Here is a 19399-nt window from a genome sequence, read left to right on the forward strand (position 1 = left end):
CCTCACAGGCGGGTTTATTCGTTTTCACCTGTCTTCTTTGTCAGCCTGTCGCTCGGCTTTGACAGCAACCCTGATAGCAACGGGTTTAGCCTTGCCGCGAGAGTAAGGTATTGAGCCGTCCAACTGCCTCTTCCTGCAAGGAAGCAGATGGGAGTAGGTATCCAGAGTTAAGCTGATCTGGCTGTACCCGAGCAGTTCCTGCACGATTTTGGGATGCACACCCAGGGATAGCAAGAGGCTGGCTACTGAATGTCTCAGATCATAGAAGCACATACGTGGCAGGCTTGCTTTGCACAGAAGTGGCCTGAATGACCGCCAAAGCATATTCCCGGCATCAAGAGGCTTACCACTGTACTACAGAAGACCTAACCCTCAATATTCCAGGTAGCACCTGCTGCTAATCTAGCTTCATCCTGCCGAAGACGATGGTACTTGAGAGCTTCGATAGCCAGTGGGGTTAACGTGACCATGCGCCGACTCTTGGCAGTCTTTGGCTCTGCGATGAGAAAGCCTTTATTTAAATAGAGATATCACTTGTCACCTCTGTTTTCAACAGAATTGCTTTGAACAAGCTTTTTTACAATATTAGTACCTTTGTTGTGTTATGCAAAAGATATTCGTATTCTTCACTATTATCTTGTATACTAAATCCAGATATCAAAGCGATTATTTCATGTTTTAGGAAAGATACATGACACATCTTTGTATACGACCACTGCAGGAAGCAGAACTTTCTACCGCTGATGCTATCTTTCGCCTGGCCTTTGGCTCCTTCTTTGGCCTGGCTGATCCATCGACGTTCTGGGCCGATACCGACTATATACGCACCCGGTATCAGGCTTACCCTTCCCGCGTGTTCGCCGCTGAGGCCGATGGACGGCTTGTAGGAACCAATGTGGCTAATCGCTGGGGCTCAGTGGGCTTCTTTGGTCCCCTTTCTGTCCATCCCGATTTCTGGGATCAGGGAATAGGTCAAGAACTCATGGAACCTATCCTTAACTGTTTTGCCTTGTGGGAAACCACGCTACAAGGGCTCTTCACTTTTCCCCATAGTCCCAAACATCTCGCACTCTATCAGAAATTTGGCTTCTGGCCGCGCTTTCTCACCCCGATCCTCTCCCGACCGATTTCTCACGAACCGTCTGCTTGCGTCTCGGGGGCAATCATGCACTATTCCGCACTTGAGGCGGCCCAACGGGGACAGGCACTGCAGGAGTGCCTGAAGGTCGGGGCCCAGATCTATGAAGGGCTTGATCTCTCTGAAGAGATTGAGGCTGTCGAGCGCCTGGGAGTCGGTGAAACTGTCTTGCTCGAAGTGAGAGACCGTCTGGTGGGATTTGCGGTCTGTCACTGTGGAGCTGGGACAGAAGCGGCTGAGGGGGCCTGCTTGATCAAGTTTGGAGCTGTGTGTCCAGGGACAGAGGCGGCAGCACATTTTGTGCAGTTGCTCCTGGCGTGTGAACAGATGGCGGCGGCCCGTGGCCTACATCGGCTGGTTGCTGGGGTCAATACAGCTTGTGAGCAAGCGTACAGTCAGATGCTCCAACTCGGCTTCCGCGCAGATCTCATCGGGATTGCGATGCTGCGGCCCAACACAGCGGGCTACCATCGTCCTGATAGCTACGTCCTCAGTGATTGGCGCTAGGACTCACTATGAGCTGGCGACATGGAGGGGCGTTCCTGTAGCAGGAGCGCTCTCCATCCATGTCTTTTTTGACCGAAAGCCCATGTGTGAAAGAAGGTGGTTTGTGCCAACTCATATAAACGTGTTGACTTCTTCTCGTCTCTTGCCCTCAGAAACCTATATAGCCCGAGCCTTGTCTCCAACCTTGACGACATCAGATCTAGCGGCCATTGGCATTCTGGCTTCACCTTTTCTCTTCTCCTGCCTGCCTCTACAATGTTTCCTTTTCTCGTCTTCTGCTGATAGGTGCCCTGGATCATCTCTTGCCGCTGCAGATGGGACGGCTCGATCGCGCGGAGTCCACGTTCTGCCATCGTGGCGCTCGCTTTTCCTCATCCTCTCAGTGCCACTTCTTGAGAGGCACACCTTCAAATTGCTAGAGAACAGGCAAGGGCAAGCAGATAGGCCAGGTAGTTTCTCTGTTGCGCTTCCCTGCTCTCTGCTCTATGATTTACCGCTTGCTGACCGGGAGAAAGAGCTTGACTTTCTCCCCCTGATTGCTACAGGGGTACCATTCAAAGTCCACTTTTCCAGTTGCTAACTCATACCCGGAGCCAGGAAACCAGGTTTCATAAACATATTGCCAGGTTGCTTGAAGTGCAGAGGCGATCTGTTCTTCTCCATCATTGGCTGGAGACGAGAAGACGGCATAGGTCGCCTCTGGGATTTCTGCCGTGAACAGCTCTGCTGGAACGCCATTGAAGTCAGAGACCTCAACGGCGATAACATACGAAAAATCACCATAGGCAGGAGCAGTGGGAAAACAGAGGCCCAGTTCAGCCTCATTGAGCGTAGGAAGCTGGTTATGCAGCAGAGCAAAATGCTCAGCGGTCATGCTCTTCCAGAATGTGGGGATATCTTGCTTACTTCGGTTGTCCCGTGTCGTCGTCTTCAGTTCATAGCCTGCGACCTTGAAGGCCGGTCGGGCCACGATCTCTGCTTCCATCAAGAGGGCTCCTTTCACATATTGACACTGTGTCAAGAGGAACAGATCCAATTTCGGAGGAAGTCTTCCTGAGCCACGCGCACTATACATTCTTGGCGAACATCCATAGACCTTACGAAATGCTTTGGCAAACCCATGGTGGGTTGCAAAGCCGTAGTCAAGGGCAATATCGATGATCCTTTTCTGCCCTACAAGCTCTAGCGTTGCATAGGCCAATCGTCTGCATGTGACGTATTCCATAACCGGTTTGCCGACATAGGCATGAAACACACGAGAGTAGTGATAGGGGGAGAAACCTGCTATTTTGGCCAGTACTTCCAGAGTCAGCTCTTCTTGCAGGTGATCTTCGATAAAATCAATGCTTGCCTGGATGTATGCGCGATAGTTCATAGCCTCCTCTTTCTCGGTAGGTGAGGATTATTATAGCAAGAAGAGCCTGGCAAGACTGGTCCATTCTTGCTCTCTTTGATACGCGCCTTCTCTCGTAGAACCTGGCACGATTTCTTAGGGAACATCTCATTGGGTTCATAGCCAGGAATGCTAGAAGAAATACTCTATCTAAATACCCTTGCAAAGGAAAAGTAAGAAGCTCCTCTTTTTGTATTACCTCAAGCTTTTCTCCTGGTTTCGTGTATCAAAATGTATGTACATATTGAACAGTGTCTCATTAGAACCCCTTTAATACACTTCTGCTAATTCTGGTATGAACTTACTTATAGGACATATATGTTATTGGTAGCTGATCAAAAATTACTTATATATACTAATATTATAAACGAAATACATCCTAATGGTTTTTGAAGAACTGCATCTCCCTATTCAGGGTAAATAATGAGTATAAACGTGGATGATTTCCATTCAGCAATTGCTTATATCTTTTACGGTAGTATATGGTTGCCTGTAAGGCCTCTTCTGGCTGCTGTGTGGACCTGGATACAAGTAGGTCTCCTTCATACAAAGCTCTGGCAATTGAAAAATCTCCCCCACTTTATTGGCTCTGTAATATTCACTCCAATATATGGCATCGCTAGTTTCCCTCTATCTGCGAGGGCAGAGCAACTAAGAGTAAGCATTATAGAAATTACTCTTTGAATATTTGGGACTTAAAAGTATTTGGGAAAATAGAAAATATATAATGTGATATACGTGAAAATATTATTGATATGTATTTGATGTATATAGAGCAGCAGTAATGCATGAAGCTCTTTGAAATTCAGATTTGAAAAAAGGATGGAACCTTTAATGAGAAACAAACAATTCATGACTCCCCGCTTTATCAGCATTCTCCTTACTATTCTCCTTACTTGTAGCGTCGGCACTTTTTGCTTTCAGAGGGCTTTTTTACTTTCAGCCCATGCGGCACCTTCATCGGAAAGTGTTGTGTTAGTACACGGATTTAATGGAGGTGACGGTTTCAGTGGATCGACTACTCACGGAAATACGAAAGGTGATTGTAACCTCTATTGGGGAGATGCGAAAAGCTTTCTTTCCTCCCGTGGGAGCAGCGACGTACGTACAGTTCAGTATTATCAAGATGAGGGGAATTGTAATCAGAATGGGACTGAACACACCTATTCTGCCAATTTACATGACCCACTTTATGCTAACCATTGTAAGGATTATCATGCTGGAAGCGAAGGATCGAATAACGAGAGCTTATTTCATATAAGCTGTATTTTTGCCTGGTATCTCTACTACAATTTTGGCCAACGGAGCCAGAATGTGGCACTGATTGGTCATAGCATGGGAGGTCTGATTATTCGAGAGACGCTGTATCAAGTGCAGAATCGGGCAACTCTAGGAGCAGGGAATACATTTCCTCCCAGTATTGGACATGCGACAGATGCAATAACCATTGAAACTCCGCATGATGGTATTGCACCTGTAGGTCTTTTTGGATGTGGTGGTTGTACACAAATGAGTGAGATGGCAAATCCTGGCCTGATGATAGAAGAACTGAATCTGAATGCGCAAAACCCACAAACGCCTGGAGGGACTGTTTGGACACTTATTGGTAGCACGTGTGATGCTTTGGTTCCTGCCTACCAAGCTATAGATATGCAAGGGGCAAACCATGCTATCGTTTATACCAATGTGGGTAATAACAACGGTTGTTACGATCATGGTGGCGCTATCCATGCAACTAGCGCGGCGTCCGATACTGCGGCATATTACTGTAATATCTCAGAAAGTGATATACAGAATTATAATGCTGAGTGTGGCACAAATTATAGCTATACGACAGATGCGGATGGACGCCATTTCTCGTTTAGCCAATCCTTCCCACGCGGGCTTGCAGAACTGGGTGCTGTGATATTCTCAGCTGCGTGAGTCTTACAAATTTGCGGAAGGAAGAATATATTTCCTCAAATATAAAATATGTTTTTCCTTCTGACCTAAAGTAGGAGAGGCTTCTCTTGTACTTTTCATTTACAAAACATGTCAAATGACATATTTACATATCATCGAAGATAGATTATTCTGTAGAAGATAGATTATTCTGTAAGAGAAGACATTGGACCAGAGGCTTGCTTCGACCATTGGCATAAGTTCTCGCAACAGAACTTCTAAGGGGGAGAGCATCGGTCTGTCCAGCCTCTACCCACCTGAATGATGAGGAGAGAAAAATTGAACGGTCAGCTCGAAAAAAGTCGAAAACCAGGTTTTAATTATATAAAGTGGGGCTTGATTCTTATGGGAGCCAGCGTGGTTTTCTTCATCCTGGGTCTGCTTTATCTCAATCTATTCTATATTCCGGCACATCAGGGAGCTTCTCAAGACTTACCGGCTATTCTCGTACTATCAAATCCTATTATGATTGAAATCATTATATTTATACTCGGTGCCATCTTAGGAATAATAGGCCTATTCAAGAGGCGTTCAGCCAAGAGTGGTTGAAAAACGAATACGAGAATGGACGATAAACGAAGCTCCGATGCTCAACTTCAAGAAACGAGAGGCTCTTCCAGGACCAGGGAGGGCCGTTTCCCTATTCTCCCTCAACGCCTCGATAGATATTTCTCTTTTCAAAATCTCTCCAGGCTAAGATCTTATCCGATCTTCATCTGACTTGTGCTCAATTCCTCTTCGCCAAGGTTATGGTTTTCGGATAAGCTCTTAGGTGATCGAGAAGGTGTGATATCAAATCAGTTTAAGTCGTGTCGAAAGAAACGTGCTACCAATGAAAGGAGGTGTGGCCACGAATAAGCTCATCCTGAGCTTGGAGTCAGCGGCAATGCTTACGTCAGCAAGAAGTGGAGGCACAGCAGCGACTCTATCCGCGCCTTCAGCAGTTGGCACGGATAGAGCAAGAGAAACAGCGCACCCAGAGAGCAGCACAGGAGATAGCTGAGGCGTTGCAACACGCTGAGCACTCTCGCCAACCGCTGCGTTTGCCTCTCCTAAGTGGAACCGCTTTTGAGGGGATCTTTACAAAACTCAATGGCAAATATCTTACCATGCTCCCGCCTGCCGAAGTACGCGATGAGCAATAGAAGAAATGGAGTACGAGATCTATGTCTCTTGAACCAAAAGTCGTTGATCCCAGAAACTGGGCCAGCTTTGCAGAGACAACCTTCAAACGCCATTCTCCCTTGTACTGGCATCTCTTTCAAGGGATGAAACAAGACGCCGAAATCTTCTCGTTGCTTGCTCTGGTTGATCAGAATCAACCGGTTCCAGTGCTATTTCTATGCGCCGTCCAATATCTCCTCCGGGGAGAACCGGAGCATCCTCTCGCGCAATTTTTCCCTCAACTCGCTACGGGAACGGTACGTCCACCTGCCGAGGCTTATCCTTACTTTCGTGATTTTTGTCTTACCCACCTTTCGCACTTTCAACACCTGCTTCCTCCCCTTCGTCTGCAAACCAATGAGGTGAGCCGGTGCTCGCATCTTCTTCCAGCTTTTGAACGTGTCTCATGCCATGGCGGACACAAGCCACTGGCGCTCATTGAGGTGGGCAGCAGTGCCGGGCTCAATCTTTTCTGGGATCGTTTTGGCTATACCTATCATGCCGGTGAGGAGACGTTTCAGGTTGGCCAACAAGGAGCTACTGTCCAGTTGCAGTGTGCATTCAAAGGCTCGCTGCGACCATCCTTGCCTGCAGTTCTGCCAAGCGTGAGCTGGAGACAGGGCATTGATCTCTCACCACTTGATATTACCCGTGAAGCTGATCGACGCTGGTTGGCCTCCTGCATCTGGCCGGAAGAAGCATTGAGGTATAACCTGCTTGAGGCGGCTATCGCTGAGGCATTGGCAGATCCTCCTCATCTGCTGGCAGGAGACGCCTGCTCCCTTTTGCCCTCATTGCTGGCTGAGGTGCCAGCCGAGACCACCTTGTGTGTCTATCACAGTTATGCGCTTACCCAGGGTCCTGCGCAGGCGCGCGCTTGTATTCTTAACCAGCTTGCGACTCACTCCCGGCAGCGCCCCATCTATCGTGTGGCTCTTGAAATTGACCCCGATCAAGGGTGGAGAGAACCGCATTTAGAGCTCTTTATCTACCATCAAGGCGAAGTGATCTCACAAGAATGGCTTGCCTCCTGTGATATTCATGGGACTGAGATGCGCTGGTTGGTGCCTTGAGGAGGCTGGTAGTGGTTCTTTTCCAGAAGTGCAATGCGACGAGCGTTGCTTCAAGAAAAAAATAAAGGAGATCTGGAGATGTCGGAGACCTTGCTTCCTGACGCTGCGGCTATCGCTCCAGAGGAGGGGGAACAGCCCTTGCCCTCGCAGCCTCGTTCTGGTGTATGGATGGGACTCTATTTATTCGCCAGCATGGTGGGCGGGCTTTCTAGCGTGTGTATCAAGCAGCTCTTGCTACCTTTACAAGTCAGTCGGATTGATCCTCACACTCCCTACCTTTCGTTTTTGTTGGTGGCCTCGGTGGGTGCTGTGGCAGGCCTCATTGCCTCGCCACTTGCTGGAGCCTTAAGTGATCGCACGACCTCTCGCTTTGGGCGCAGGCGTCCCTGGATCATCGGAGGCGTGCTGACGTTGGGGATTGGGCTCTCGGTGATGGCCTTTGCCACGACGATTCCGCTCCTGCTCGTCGGTGAAATCATTGCTCAATTTGGGGCTGATGCTCTTCTCGCCACAGAGACTGCCATTATTCCTGATCAAGTGCCACTCATCCAACGTTCCTGGGTTTCAGCCCTCAACGGGATGGCTCCGATCGTGGGTGGAACTGTGGGTTTGCTGCTGGTCACGCGCTTCACACAGACGAGCGTGACCGCCCAGGGCTACCTGTTGTTGATAGTGTTCTCTCTGCTGCTGGTGGGCAGCTTTCTGCTTGTCTTTCGCGAGCGAGCGCTGCCGCAAGGCGGTCTCCCTGCCTTTCGCCTGGGACCATTTTTGAAAAGTTTTTGGATCAATCCGCAGCGCTATCCCAATTTTGCCTATGCGGTCTGCTCTCGGTGTTTAGTCTTTCTCAGCTTTACGCTACTTGGAGCCTACACCTTGTTTTACCTGCGTGCGGGCCTGCATTTCTCTGATGCTGTAGCCGCACAGCATGTGGCACTTTTTCAACTCTTCTCGACGCTTGCGGTCCTGGTTGGGGCTCTGCTTAGTGGCTGGCTTTCTAGACGGCTTGACCGGCTGAAACCTTTTGTCATCGCGGGAGCACTGTTGATGGCGACGGGCTTGTTCTTGATCGTCAGTATCCCTTCTTGGCCGAGCATGCAGGTGGCTGCCGTCATCTTCGGAGGCGGGTTCGGGAGCTACCTTGCTGTCGATATAGCCTTAGCCGTCAGGGTTCTGCCGGCGGCAGAGAACAGCGGCAAAGATCTGGGGATTATGTATATGGCGATTTTTTTGCCATTAGTGATAAGCCCCATGATTGGGAGCGGTCTCTTAACCATATTTCCCAACAACTTTGCCTTGCTTTTTGCCTTCGCTGCGCTTTCCAGTGTGTTGGCTGCCGTTCTGATCATCCCTATCAAGTCAGTTCGCTAGCCTTTCAACGCTCCAAATGTTCCTGAGCCTGGATGTGTATGCAGCATGCTTACCTCAGCAGGATGAGGTTACTAGAGCGCTATAATTTGCAAGAACTGCGTTGGGAAGCCACTGGGAAACCAGGCCTGGTCTATGGAACCATTTTGCCTTCTTTCTCCCTTGGACCGGCTGGTTGCTCCCAGTGGCTTCCCTTAACCCTTTCCGCCCCTCGTTTGCTCTTGCCTTAGCGAGAATGGTATCATAGTATTAGCGTCGCGTGTCGATGGCGGACAGCGCCAGACATGGAGGCGCCTTACTGTGAGAGGATAGATATGTCTATCAGATTCAACCACACGATCGTTGCCGCCCGAGATCGGCACGTTTCGGCAAACTTCTTCACGCAACTCTTTGGCCTTCCCGAACCAACCGTCTGGGGACCATTCGCCTCTGTGAGGCTGGATGAGGGCGTCTTCCTCCAGTTCGCTGAACCAGACATCAAAGACATCCAGATGCAGCATTACGCCTTCCTCGTCGATGACCGGAGTTTCGACGAGATCTATGCGCGTATCCTCCAAGATGGGATTGAACACTGGGCCGATCCCCAGAGGACCTTGCCCGGCCGCATCAATACCAATCACGGCGGACGTGGCGTCTACTTCTACGACCCAACTGGACACGGCTTAGAAATCCTCACCCGTCCCTATGGTTCGGCCACTTAACGGGCAGGGGCACAGCGATGCATGTCCTGTGTTCGCTGGTTGACAGCACCTCAAGTTTTCCTGTATCCAGCTTCCTCCGCATAAAGAGGAAGCTGGAAATATTCAAGAAAGTGGATGCGCTGCACTAAGCGCCGCATATGCTCTTCAAGAGAAGCACGAAGCCTGTATCTACACCGCTTGCAAGGCCCAATGTCTACCCAGTAAGGCAAGACTTTTCTTGCTCCTGCAGCAGGAACGCCCTTCTATGCCGCAAGCCATGAAGTGGGCCCTAGCGCCAATCACTGAGGACGTAGCTGTCAGGACGCTGGTAGCCCGCTGTGTTGGGCCGCAGGTTTTTCTCATTTTTGACGGCTGAAGCTTAGTGGAATTTGGTTGAAGCGAAAGCCCCAAACGTAGCTTTTAGAGTGGCTGGAGCTCTGTTTGAAGTGAAAAGGTGGGGCTGAGAGGACTCGAACCTCCGACGCACGGTTTAGGAAACCGACGCTCTATCCACTGAGCTACAGCCCCGAGTAACAAGCTTATGGAGCGCGCTGGCTCAGCGTGTCAGCAGGACGGCCCGCGTGAAACCTTTGCTCTCCCACCATGTTTATACCCCCATAGGATATCATCTCATGTGCTAATTGGCAAGAGGTAGATTACAGGCTAGTTGGAGTATGCCCTACCAGATTTTGCAGTTGAGCAATGCCTTGGATCAGATACTGAGGGAATAGATTATCGTATTGTAAGTCTCCGATGTGAGAAGAAACACAATGGGTCGAGCCCTCTCTCAGCGAGAGAAGGCCCGCCCATACTATAAAGGGGTCTGTTCCTAAAAACAATCACTGCTCTTTGCGCATACTCTGCATGCTGCCAAATATTTTACCGGCTAATGAAGGTTACGCCAGGGCCCGGTGAAAATTGCCAGTATGTGACGGACCAGGGTTTTGCTCCCCAGCTCATCGAGCTAGCAACTACACGACCACCATTCAGTATGCGCTCTACCACACCAACATGACCGGCGCCGTATGCTCCCTGTACACCCGGCTGCAAATCGATGATCGAGCCCAATGTCGGTTGTTTAGAAACATGCCAGCCAAAGTCATGAGCTCGCGCTGTCCACTGCCAGGCGTTGGCATCATAAGTCCAGGGCACATAAGTTCCGTGTAACTCATGATAGCGCTGATCTGCCCACCAGGTACATGCTCCATAGGGGAAAGCATTGCGGTACCCAATCGCTGCAGCGTGAACAGCTGCTTCCTCAGTCATTCTAGCAGGGGATAACATATGCATTTCATGCCCCAATCCCTTATGAGGAATGCATAATCTCTGCTGAACGTAGATCATGTTAGGGTTGGCGAGACGATTGCGTGTAGCAAGTGTTTGCCAACCAACGTGATGGCTTAATGCGATGCTACGTAATGTGTCACCTCTGACAACAGTGTATGTATAATCAGCAGGACAGGATGCTGGTAGGCTTGCATGCACTCTACCTAGACCCATGCCAAGCGTTGTTGTTCCCAGAGAAAGCAGCCCAAAGGCTGCAGCTACACCAGTTCGCACTACGAAACTCACTACTTTACGTTGCTGGAAAAGCCTCCAGATTTTTTGATGCGTTTGCAATGTATCCTTCTTTCGAATATACAACTTGCAGACCCCTGCACTATTCTGCTCTTGAAAGCGCTCCTTACACCGCGCGAGCGGCTGCTCGCCTGTGGTTGCTCTTAAGAACAATTGCATATTAGAAATATACACTGCCTATACATACAATATATGTTTATCTACAAACGTAAAAGAAATAGCTCCTTGAATGTATATGTGAGGTACTAACTCCTAAAAATACTTCCCAGAAAAATAGGGGTAGGCCGGTGGATATTGTGAGGAGAAGCCTGTAGCTTGGATAATAAAAAAAGTAGTAATAAAAGTATGAGAGACCTGGCGGGATGAAAAGAATGGAAGATAAAAAAACACAAATGTGAAAAAGCCGTGCAAGTTAGCCTGCACGGCTTCTTAAGCTATAAACGTTCCTTGCGTTTCTTGAGCATGTCCTGCCCGGTCAGAGCTGGCTGCTCAGCCTCTTCCGGCTTGCCGGTTTCCTGATCGTAAGCTAGCTCTACAACCTGCTCTCTGCGAATTGCGTTAATTGGTCGCGAACCTGCTGGAGCTGGCGTGGTTTGTGGTCCTCGTTTCGAGATTGGCCACTCTGGATAAACTGGCTGTATAGCAGGCTGTACAGCTTTCTCGGCTCCGGGTTGAGTTGTTTGGAGCTCCGTTTGCCCAGTACGCTGTTGGGTAGCATCCGAGAGCATCTATCTTTTCCTCCTTTATCTTAGCACGCTGCACACGAGCAAAGAGATACCAGAGAAAGCGTTGGTACCTCTTGATATAAGAACACAAAAATTAGTACTTTGGGTCCTGCATTCCTGGTAAATATAACTGATTCGTTGCATAATACGACAAGCAGACCTTACTTTCTATTGTACACCGGCGCATCCATATAATGCGATGGAAGACTGGAGAAATATCATGAAAGTACTGATAACTGGTGCCACCGGTTTGCTCGGTGGACATCTTATAAAAGAATTACAAGATCGTGGGGAGGATATCAGGGCACTCGTATTACCTGTAGAAAATGCTGATTCTCTTTTGAAGCGGGGCGTAGAAGTGGTGCGGGGCGATATTACTGATGCCAGCTCGCTTGGACCAGCGGTAAAAGATGTTGAGCTTATCTTCCACCTGGCCGGCATGATGGGGGTTTGGCGCCCGCTCGCCGACTATCGCCTGGTCAATGTAAGCGGATCTGAAAATTTATATAAAGCGGCGCAGAAGGCTAAGGTGCGCCGTTTTGTGCATACCAGCTCTCATACTATCTATGGTCTTGGCTATGGCCGTTTTATGACGGAGAATGATCCTTTGCGGCCCGATCCCGATCCTTACAGCCTGACTAAAGCCGAGGCTGATCGCTTGATTCGGCGCCTGATGCTTACCAGCGATATGGAGACAGTGATTCTGCGTCCCGGCACGTTCTTTGGCCCGGGCGACCGCTTGCATTTTGGACGTATGGCTCAGAAGGTGAAGGATGGCAAGGGACTGATTCTAGGCCGTGGCGACAATGCCCTACCTTTCTGCTATGTCACTGATATCGTGCAAGGCTTCTTGCTGGCGGCCTATCATAAGAATGCACCGGGAAATGCTTATAATATTACCAATGATCGTCCATTAACCCAACAAGAGATGTTTGATGCTATCGCCGACGCCGTTGGCGGGGTTCGTCCTACTCTGCATCTTCCCTACTTGCCTATTTTCTATGGGGCAACCGTGGCTGAGTGGGTCTTCAATACTGCCCATGTCAACTTTAAGCCACCGGCAACACAGCTTGGTGCACTGATGTTTGGCTCCGACAATAAACATAGTATTGCTAAAGCTCGTCGCGAGTTGGGCTTTGAGCCAAAGGTAAGTCTGCGTGAGGGTATCAAGCTGGCGGCTGAATGGTTCAATGCCGGGGGCATGGATCAGCCTTCAGTGACCGAAGCCAGCCAACATGCTCCTCTTGCCGGGGCGAGTCGCTAGTCTACGCGGCCTGGCGGCCCGATCTCAGGGCAACTTCTGAGGTTGTTGGCAGCTCGGCGATTGTGGAGCGTGAGAACATATGATCAGCCAGGAACCAGAGCCTCTTAGCGTCGGAGGTGGCTCTGGTTTTCCTGATGTTGGTCCTTTAATTGGGCATGGTTGAGACTTTTTTGCCAGCTCCCTTGAAGCCGAATTTTTTGATAGTGGTACGCAGCCAGCCAGCGGTTGGCCCATCGTCGATCCGCTTGCTTGTATCGACAAGAAAAGAGGCGGTCTGTGGCCTGGCGGCCAGTTGATTGGCCTGGCGTAAAGACGCCAGTTCCTCATAATGCTGAAACGCCCAGTACATATTGATGCGGCAACTCTTACAATTCTTTACATCGTCTTCGTTCAGTGCGCCGCACTGTGGACATTCTGTCATCACTTTCTGCCTTTCTAAATGTGTGCAAATATTCGCACAACATCTTTGATTTTCCAAGTCCTTTGCTTTCACCTGTTGTAAGAATAATATATTACTAGTGTAGCAGGCAAAAAACGCCTTTGTTTAGATCAAACCCATGCGCATGGCCTCCGCGACTGCCTGCGCGCGGTCTGCCACCTGTAATTTGCGGTAGATATCTTGCATCTTACGCTTTACTGTGACTTCGCTCCAGAACTGGCGGGCGGCAATTTCTTTGTTGCTGCAGCCTTCGGCCGCCAGGCGCACCAGCTCGATCTCCAGATCGCTTAAGCCTGAACGAACTCGCTCCTGTTCTTTCGTCAGACGCCTGAACTCGCTTAAAACCTGGGTGACCGCGTGCGGCTCTCCCACAACGCGCTCTCCCTTGTATACTTCGCGTAGCGCCTTCAGTATCTCGCTGAGTGGCAGGGTCTTTTGTAAATATCCATGCACTCCTATACGTAAGGCCCGAAACAGGTTCTCTTCACTGGAGAGCCCGGTCATAATCACAATGCGCATCTGAGGGCAGGCCCGCTGCAATTGTTGGGCGATATCTAAGCCATTTGTTGCCCCTAAAAATATATCCAGTAAGATAATATCGGGTTTTAACTGCATCGAGAGGAGAACAGCGTCGTTGCCAGTGCTAGCCTCCCCGATCAGCTCAAAATCTTCCTCTTCGCTGAGCATAGCGCATAACCCTTTACGTACCATCTCGTGATCGTCGACGACGAGAATGCGGATGCGTCGGGAGGATTGCGGTACATGAGCCTTTTGCAGTTTTGCTTCTTCCCTCTCCACAGTCTTTTCCACTTTCATTGCTTGTCCATTAACTGACCCTTCGGACCAGGAATCTCCCATGCTCATTTTTTCGTCAGCGGGAGGCAATAGCGAGAAAGGGAAAAAATGAGATCCGATCAGTTTGCCCGTGACGTAGCTTCTGCGCCCCAGACCTCGACTCTTCCTATGGCAGGGAAATGGCAAGCTCGGCCCCTGGCTATTGTAGCTCTCTATAAGCTGCAATGGCTGAGGAGATGGCACATAATGGGAAGGTAAAAAAGAGGATGGCATAATAACTCCAGGCCAGAAAATTGGTCCAACTTCCAGTATAGAAATACGCTGTTTCAAACCCTCATTACTATGAAACGACATATCACACTGTTATCTCCTACTATAGGATGTTTTTCCTAATCATCTCTTGCTTGCCGTGCGCAGGACCACCTGAAGTTGAGTATGCTTTGTGGCAAGGTTTCCTGGTGATACGAAGGGACAAGTTTCTCGATACGGTTGCAACTTGTCCATTAGTAATAGATGTACGATACTCCTGATAAGTACTATGGTTACTCATTATGTGCCCTCTAGTGAGTTGAGCGAGGAATATGGGCTCCTGGTCCCTACTCACAAAAGGACGATGCTGAATTCCTGCGGATCAAGGTGCATATGCGCTCAGGTATGTGGTATCCAGGCTGGACATAGTGTGGTAAGGCTGGCCACTACAGAGCGTCACGATATGACTTCTTCTGGCCGCAAGACCTTGACAAGGCAAAAGGGTTCTATTATATGCAACAAAATATGGCAGAGGGAAAGAATATGGTATTCGAACCTGAGAAAGCAATATCGACTCCAGCCGTTTCTAGTCCTGACCACGGCAATATTGCTTACAAACTTTTATTGCTACAGCAACGTCTGGTAGCTTATGAGCAGCTTCATAACGAAGAAATGGCAGAATTACGCAAGGAGCTAGAGCAGCTACGACGCCAATTCTTGCTGGAAACAAGCTCCCACACTCCCGAGACCAATCCCCATATTCGTGCTGTTTCTCCTCTACGCAAAAATCTGAAAGCTGAAAGTTAAGGCTCTTCAGAGAACCAATCTATTAAGAAAGGAGATCCAATTCTGGATCTCCTCAGAATATCTCACGCTTGAACAGAAAGTATGGCGGCTCGCTAAACCTCTATGCTTCTTCTATAGAGCGCTATTCGGACTTTTCGTGGCTGACCGTAACCATCGGCACGCTTCGCCTGGCCAGCCGGGCCTCTTTTTCCTCTGCTTCTGCGGCTGCCAGTTCATGGACAGCATTGATGACCGGCAGGGTGCGCAATTTGGCCGACTTCCCGCGCTTGCTGCCGCTCAAGGTTTCCGTAGCCAGGCCCTTTGCCACTTCCAATCCCACAGAGGTCACGGTCGGCGTATGGCAGACCATATTGGTATAGGAGGCGTTAGCCAGCGGACAATAGCACTCACCGGCCTTGATGCTGTGGCGCAACTCATCGGCCTTAGCCGTGCGCCAGACAGAGCCGAAGTCGTAATTATGCTCGCGTAAATTGCCTACCGATTCGGCGCGAATGCAGCAGGTCCACACATCTCCATTAGGAGCAATCTGAGCAGAAGCAATGCCTGCCAGGCAGGGAATGATCTGGCGCTTCTCGGCAAAGGTGCGCTTGACGATATCGTAGTAACGATCGCGGAAGGCCTGGGTGATGCGCGCGGTGAGATTGGAAAATTGCTCATGGCGGATATCTTCTTGCAGGTGCTCGATGACCGGCTCATATTTCTGCATGGGAGGCGTGATGCCCATGCCCACGGTATCCAGCTCGACGCGCTCCTCAGCGATCTCACTAATGAAGGAGTCAGGTTTGAGCTCCTCGCGCACAAACTTATGAATGTTATCGAACTCGTCAATATTGAAGTTTGAGATCACCGTATGCACGCCAAGGGTAAAGTTCTTATAACGTCCCTTGAGGGCCTTCAGACCGGCATATGTGCGCATGGCGCGCTCAAAATTGCCTTTGACGCCGCGTACTTGATCGTGCTTCTCGCCCACGCCATCCAGGGAAAGATTAATGATAACTTCCGAGGTGGGGGCTGCCTTTAAGACCTGCTCAATGCGGCCGGGAATAATTTTATCCTGAATCCCATTCGTGGGGATATTAATAACGCCAGGACGACAATGCCGATAAGCCGAGGCAATCATGTCTGGGAGATCTTTGCGCAATGTTGGCTCACCACCACTAAAGGTGAACCAGTAGGCTGCACGGCCAATCGAGGCAAACGTTTTATCATATTCCTCTATGGTAAAGTCATCGTTTGGGCGCTGCCATACATTACATGTTTTACAACGGGAGTTACAGCGGTAGCTCACGCTGATCGTAAGATTCATTGGAAGTGCAAGCGGCTTGCCCAGTACATATGACGCCTGCATCTTCGGAATTTTGGGTAGAACTTCAAGCACGTCTGTTTTTCTCCCTTACAACCAGACAATAGGGTAAAAATTAAGCACAAAGCTCCCAGCCTGGCTTTTCGCCAGAGCTGTTTGCTGGGGAGCTATTTAGTTTTACGGAGAACAAAACGTCTGTGTCTCATTGACCACAAGACGCGTTTAGCCTGTGACCTTCTCCCGCATCCTGTAGTGTATAGAGCTTCGCACTATGTGACAAGTAACGAACGTATAGAGGGATACGTACCAACGTATCGCAGGATAGGCAGCCCTTCTACAACCCCGGCCTCTGTCTTTCAGGCTCTTCTATTTAACTATAACGTACAGGCCAAGCATTCTGGGGCAGAGATGTACTTATGTCTTCCCTTCTCTCCCTATTTCTGCTATCCTTAATTGACGTTATGAGCAGTTTCCTTTGATCTGCTCAGAGCCGGGCCAACTATTTCCACATTTGCTAACCCGAAAAGAATAGACTGCATAGGAAACACAAAAGCGAAAACCACCAGAGTTAGTACTACTGTTGGGGGATTATATGATCGACCTGAGTGATCCTGGGCTCGATGAGCGCTTACGTCGTCGCACTCCTGAAGGGCGCTACGAAATCGGCGAGATCGAACTCGTAATGAATATTCGCGCACTTCAGACAGAGGGCAATCTGGCCGGAGTACGCTTTCTGGCCGAAGTCTTGTTGCAGCGCTGTGCGCCAATATTTCAACGCTATTCGCAGGGCCTGCGTCATCGCCCAGAGTTGCGCGAAGAAGCTATTGCGAGTATGGGCGAACATCTGTTGCGTGAGGCCATGAATCCGAAAGAAATCTTTATCACGCAGAACTTTATTCATTACCTGCGTTGCCTGTGCGTTGATGAGTTCAATCGCGTGCTGCGTCAGGAAGGGCTCTATTATCGTCGCGATGAAGAGGGGCGCCCATCGGGCCGTCCGCAGCACGTGCCGCGCGCGCTTGTGGAATCTCTGCGGCCAGCTCCCGCCGATGATGAGAGCGCGCCGGTAGCCGATGTCGCCGACCCACATGATCAATATGAGCAGGTACATGCGGCAGACGAGAGTCAGCGCATCCTGACGTATCTCAAGGACCCTCTTGACCGCACAATTATGGTCTTGCGAGCCGTTGAGGGGATGAAGTGGGATGATATCGCCGTTATCTGCAAGCGTACTGAACGTACCGTGCGCCTACGCTACGAACGAGCCCGTAGCTATCTACGTGAATGTATTGCGCGAGAAGGCAAGACTACATACTCATCAGTGAGCGGTTAGTTATAAGGAAATAGAAAGGCGAAATGAGATGAATACTTCTGAATTGCAGCGCTTGAAAATGGCCTGGCTAGCTGCGAAGGAAGCAGGCGATACCCAGACACAGTTCGGTCTTCTGCGCGATCACCCTGAAGGCCTGGCCGAGCTCAGCGATTTTATCGCTGCCTACCATGCTACCGGGGCAGATGTGCTCGTGGAAGAGCCACAGACTATCTTGCCGGTGACGCAACGAGCCTATCAGAAAGCTTTGGAGCGTGTCTTTAATGCTGAGCTTGCCTTCGCCAACCTGACCGAGTTGCGCAAGAATCGCAACGTGAGCAAGGTTGAGGTCGCGCGCGGCTTGCGGCTAGGAGTAGATGTCTGGAATAAATTCGAGGCAGGGGCTATCGAGCTGGTGAGCTTGAGCCGCCAGCAGCTTGAACGCTTGGCCGGCTTCTTCCAGGTCAGTACCGATCAGTTCGCCCGCTTGCTCGATCAGAGCCAACCGGCCTTAACGCTCAATCGCCGCCAGACGCGCCAGGCCTCGCGTAGCGAGCAGCAGGGACCTCAGAAGCAGAGCTTTGCCGACGCCATTAAGCGTAGCGGTATGACGAAGGAAGATCAGGAATTCTGGCTGCAATAGAGGACGCGCAGGCCTTTTAAGTCTGCCACTATTGGCCGATTTGAGCGGCGCGTCCTTTGGTGGCATAGCCCACGTAGGAGACTCCCATGAACCAACCAGAACCAAGCGTTAAACGTCCTTTGGATAGCGAGGGCATAAAACCAGTCATTTCGCGTACTTGTAGATGTGTGGCCCTGATGAGAGCCCGCAATTCTCGGGGCTTGATAAAGCTGTGATAGTCGTGAAGCCCGGGCCAGAGACCCCAGCGCTGGAAGAAGCGCTCGCCAATCCAGATGAGGATCAGGCGGGCCAGCCAGGTGCGATTGATGGTATCAAAGATGAAGATACCGCCTGGCGCCAGGACACGCGCAATTTCCCAGATCGTTTTCGGCAGATCGCTTACATGTTCTAACACATCAAGGCAGACAATGACTGAGAAGCTGCCATCGGCATAGGGCAGCGACTCCGCGCAACCCTGATCAAAATGGACACTATTTCCCAGACCAGCTTTTTGGATGCGCTCTCGGGCAGCCTGCAAAGCACCGGCAGAGGGATCAAGACCTACCATTTCAGCACCACGGTGCGCCAGTTCCTGGCAGATCATACCTCCTCCACAGCCAATCTCTAATACCTGTTGCTGCCGCAAGGCCTCGCGGCCAAAGACCTTATCGACGCAGCGCTCAATATAATCGCAGCGCTCAGGCGTTATTTGCTGTAGCAAGCAGCTATTCGTCCAGACTTCTGGTGAGGCAAAGATTTCAGCCTGGGAATATTTTTGTACGCGCAATGCTTTTAGCATATAGAGCCCACTTTACTATGCTGCTATCTGTATCTACATTGTTGCTGCCATGAATAGAAAAGCCCCTCCTTACAATAAACATCTTGCTACTTATCCTGATGATAACATATACAAAGCTAAATGAGAATTGCTTTGAGGAATTTTCTACCCGTACTAAATTCTGTTTCTATTCTGCGCTATGCCTACAGTATAATACGTTTGAAGAGCGCTTTATGATCCGCATATGAAGCTGTAAGGTGCGAGGCTCA

The 19399-nt window shown here is 50.0% G+C and carries 19 protein-coding genes and 1 tRNA gene; 11 read left to right on the forward strand and 9 right to left on the reverse strand.

The window, feature by feature from the left end:
- Positions 1-24 precede the first annotated feature (24 nt).
- The gene (locus EPA93_RS33480) at positions 25-324 is read right to left on the reverse strand and encodes a tyrosine-type recombinase/integrase (RefSeq protein WP_129891687.1); all 300 of its coding nucleotides are present in this window, start codon (positions 322-324) and stop codon (positions 25-27) included.
- A gap of 367 nt (positions 325-691) precedes the next feature.
- On the opposite strand from EPA93_RS33480, the gene EPA93_RS33485 reads away from it, so the two are divergent.
- Positions 692-1645: a GNAT family N-acetyltransferase gene (locus tag EPA93_RS33485; RefSeq protein ID WP_129891688.1), complete on the forward strand. Its 954-nt coding sequence runs from the start codon at positions 692-694 to the stop codon at positions 1643-1645.
- A 490-nt stretch (positions 1646-2135) separates the two neighbouring features.
- Here EPA93_RS33485 and EPA93_RS33490 read toward each other — a convergent pair whose 3' ends face one another.
- Positions 2136-3020 carry an AraC family transcriptional regulator gene (locus EPA93_RS33490; RefSeq protein WP_129891689.1) on the reverse strand — a complete coding sequence of 295 codons (885 nt, stop codon included), beginning with the start codon at positions 3018-3020 and terminating at the stop codon, positions 2136-2138.
- An 852-nt stretch (positions 3021-3872) separates the two neighbouring features.
- On the opposite strand from EPA93_RS33490, the gene EPA93_RS33495 reads away from it, so the two are divergent.
- The 6 genes from EPA93_RS33495 to EPA93_RS33520 all read left to right on the forward strand — a co-directional run bounded on the left by EPA93_RS33495 (position 3873) and on the right by EPA93_RS33520 (position 9282).
- Entirely contained in the window at positions 3873-4961 is a 1089-nt protein-coding gene (locus EPA93_RS33495) for a lipase family protein (protein ID WP_129891690.1), read from the forward strand.
- Between the two features lie 297 nt (positions 4962-5258).
- Positions 5259-5528 carry a hypothetical protein gene (locus EPA93_RS33500; protein ID WP_129891691.1) on the forward strand — a complete coding sequence of 90 codons (270 nt, stop codon included), beginning with the start codon at positions 5259-5261 and terminating at the stop codon, positions 5526-5528.
- A gap of 356 nt (positions 5529-5884) precedes the next feature.
- The gene (locus EPA93_RS33505) at positions 5885-6124 is read left to right on the forward strand and encodes a hypothetical protein (RefSeq protein WP_129891692.1); all 240 of its coding nucleotides are present in this window, start codon (positions 5885-5887) and stop codon (positions 6122-6124) included.
- Between the two features lie 21 nt (positions 6125-6145).
- Entirely contained in the window at positions 6146-7216 is a 1071-nt protein-coding gene (locus EPA93_RS33510; protein WP_129891693.1) for a DUF2332 domain-containing protein, read from the forward strand.
- A 78-nt stretch (positions 7217-7294) separates the two neighbouring features.
- Positions 7295-8584 (forward strand): MFS transporter, encoded by a 1290-nt coding sequence (locus tag EPA93_RS33515; RefSeq protein WP_165423567.1) that lies wholly within the window; start codon positions 7295-7297, stop codon positions 8582-8584.
- Between the two features lie 311 nt (positions 8585-8895).
- Entirely contained in the window at positions 8896-9282 is a 387-nt protein-coding gene (locus tag EPA93_RS33520) for a VOC family protein (protein ID WP_129891695.1), read from the forward strand.
- Positions 9283-9716: 434 nt separating this feature from the next.
- Here the strand turns inward: EPA93_RS33520 and EPA93_RS33525 are convergent.
- The 3 genes from EPA93_RS33525 to EPA93_RS33535 form a co-directional block, all read right to left on the reverse strand.
- Positions 9717-9789, reverse strand: a tRNA-Arg gene (locus tag EPA93_RS33525).
- A gap of 351 nt (positions 9790-10140) precedes the next feature.
- Positions 10141-10881: a COG3942 and LysM peptidoglycan-binding domain-containing protein gene (locus tag EPA93_RS33530; protein WP_165423568.1), complete on the reverse strand. Its 741-nt coding sequence runs from the start codon at positions 10879-10881 to the stop codon at positions 10141-10143.
- 392 nt (positions 10882-11273) lie between these two features.
- A complete protein-coding gene (locus tag EPA93_RS33535; protein WP_129891697.1) occupies positions 11274-11567 on the reverse strand; it encodes a hypothetical protein in 294 nt (97 codons plus the stop codon).
- A gap of 217 nt (positions 11568-11784) precedes the next feature.
- Here EPA93_RS33535 and EPA93_RS33540 point away from each other — a divergent pair, with 217 nt between their 5' ends.
- Positions 11785-12828, forward strand: a complete 1044-nt coding sequence (locus EPA93_RS33540; RefSeq protein ID WP_165423569.1) for an NAD-dependent epimerase/dehydratase family protein — start codon at positions 11785-11787, stop codon at positions 12826-12828.
- A 145-nt stretch (positions 12829-12973) separates the two neighbouring features.
- On the opposite strand, the gene EPA93_RS33545 is transcribed toward EPA93_RS33540, so the two are convergent.
- Complete coding sequence (locus EPA93_RS33545; RefSeq protein WP_129891699.1) at positions 12974-13249, reverse strand: zinc ribbon domain-containing protein; 276 nt, start codon at positions 13247-13249, stop codon at positions 12974-12976.
- Positions 13250-13372: 123 nt separating this feature from the next.
- Positions 13373-14416, reverse strand: coding sequence for a response regulator (locus EPA93_RS33550; RefSeq protein ID WP_129891700.1), 1044 nt, complete (start codon positions 14414-14416; stop codon positions 13373-13375).
- A 438-nt stretch (positions 14417-14854) separates the two neighbouring features.
- Between EPA93_RS33550 and EPA93_RS33555 the strand changes: the two genes are divergently transcribed.
- Positions 14855-15118 carry a hypothetical protein gene (locus EPA93_RS33555; RefSeq protein ID WP_129891701.1) on the forward strand — a complete coding sequence of 88 codons (264 nt, stop codon included), beginning with the start codon at positions 14855-14857 and terminating at the stop codon, positions 15116-15118.
- A gap of 121 nt (positions 15119-15239) precedes the next feature.
- On the opposite strand, the gene EPA93_RS33560 is transcribed toward EPA93_RS33555, so the two are convergent.
- Entirely contained in the window at positions 15240-16496 is a 1257-nt protein-coding gene (locus tag EPA93_RS33560) for a radical SAM/SPASM domain-containing protein (protein ID WP_129891702.1), read from the reverse strand.
- A 517-nt stretch (positions 16497-17013) separates the two neighbouring features.
- On the opposite strand from EPA93_RS33560, the gene EPA93_RS33565 reads away from it, so the two are divergent.
- Together EPA93_RS33565 and EPA93_RS33570 are read left to right on the forward strand one after the other, a co-directional pair.
- Positions 17014-17754 (forward strand): RNA polymerase sigma factor, encoded by a 741-nt coding sequence (locus tag EPA93_RS33565; protein WP_129891703.1) that lies wholly within the window; start codon positions 17014-17016, stop codon positions 17752-17754.
- A gap of 28 nt (positions 17755-17782) precedes the next feature.
- Positions 17783-18373 (forward strand): helix-turn-helix domain-containing protein, encoded by a 591-nt coding sequence (locus EPA93_RS33570; protein ID WP_129891704.1) that lies wholly within the window; start codon positions 17783-17785, stop codon positions 18371-18373.
- A 28-nt stretch (positions 18374-18401) separates the two neighbouring features.
- Here EPA93_RS33570 and ubiG read toward each other — a convergent pair whose 3' ends face one another.
- A complete protein-coding gene (gene ubiG / locus EPA93_RS33575; protein ID WP_129891705.1) occupies positions 18402-19151 on the reverse strand; it encodes a bifunctional 2-polyprenyl-6-hydroxyphenol methylase/3-demethylubiquinol 3-O-methyltransferase UbiG in 750 nt (249 codons plus the stop codon).
- Positions 19152-19399: the final 248 nt, after the last annotated feature.

This window comes from Ktedonosporobacter rubrisoli (genome assembly GCF_004208415.1).
Lineage (GTDB): Bacteria > Chloroflexota > Ktedonobacteria > Ktedonobacterales > Ktedonobacteraceae > Ktedonosporobacter > Ktedonosporobacter rubrisoli.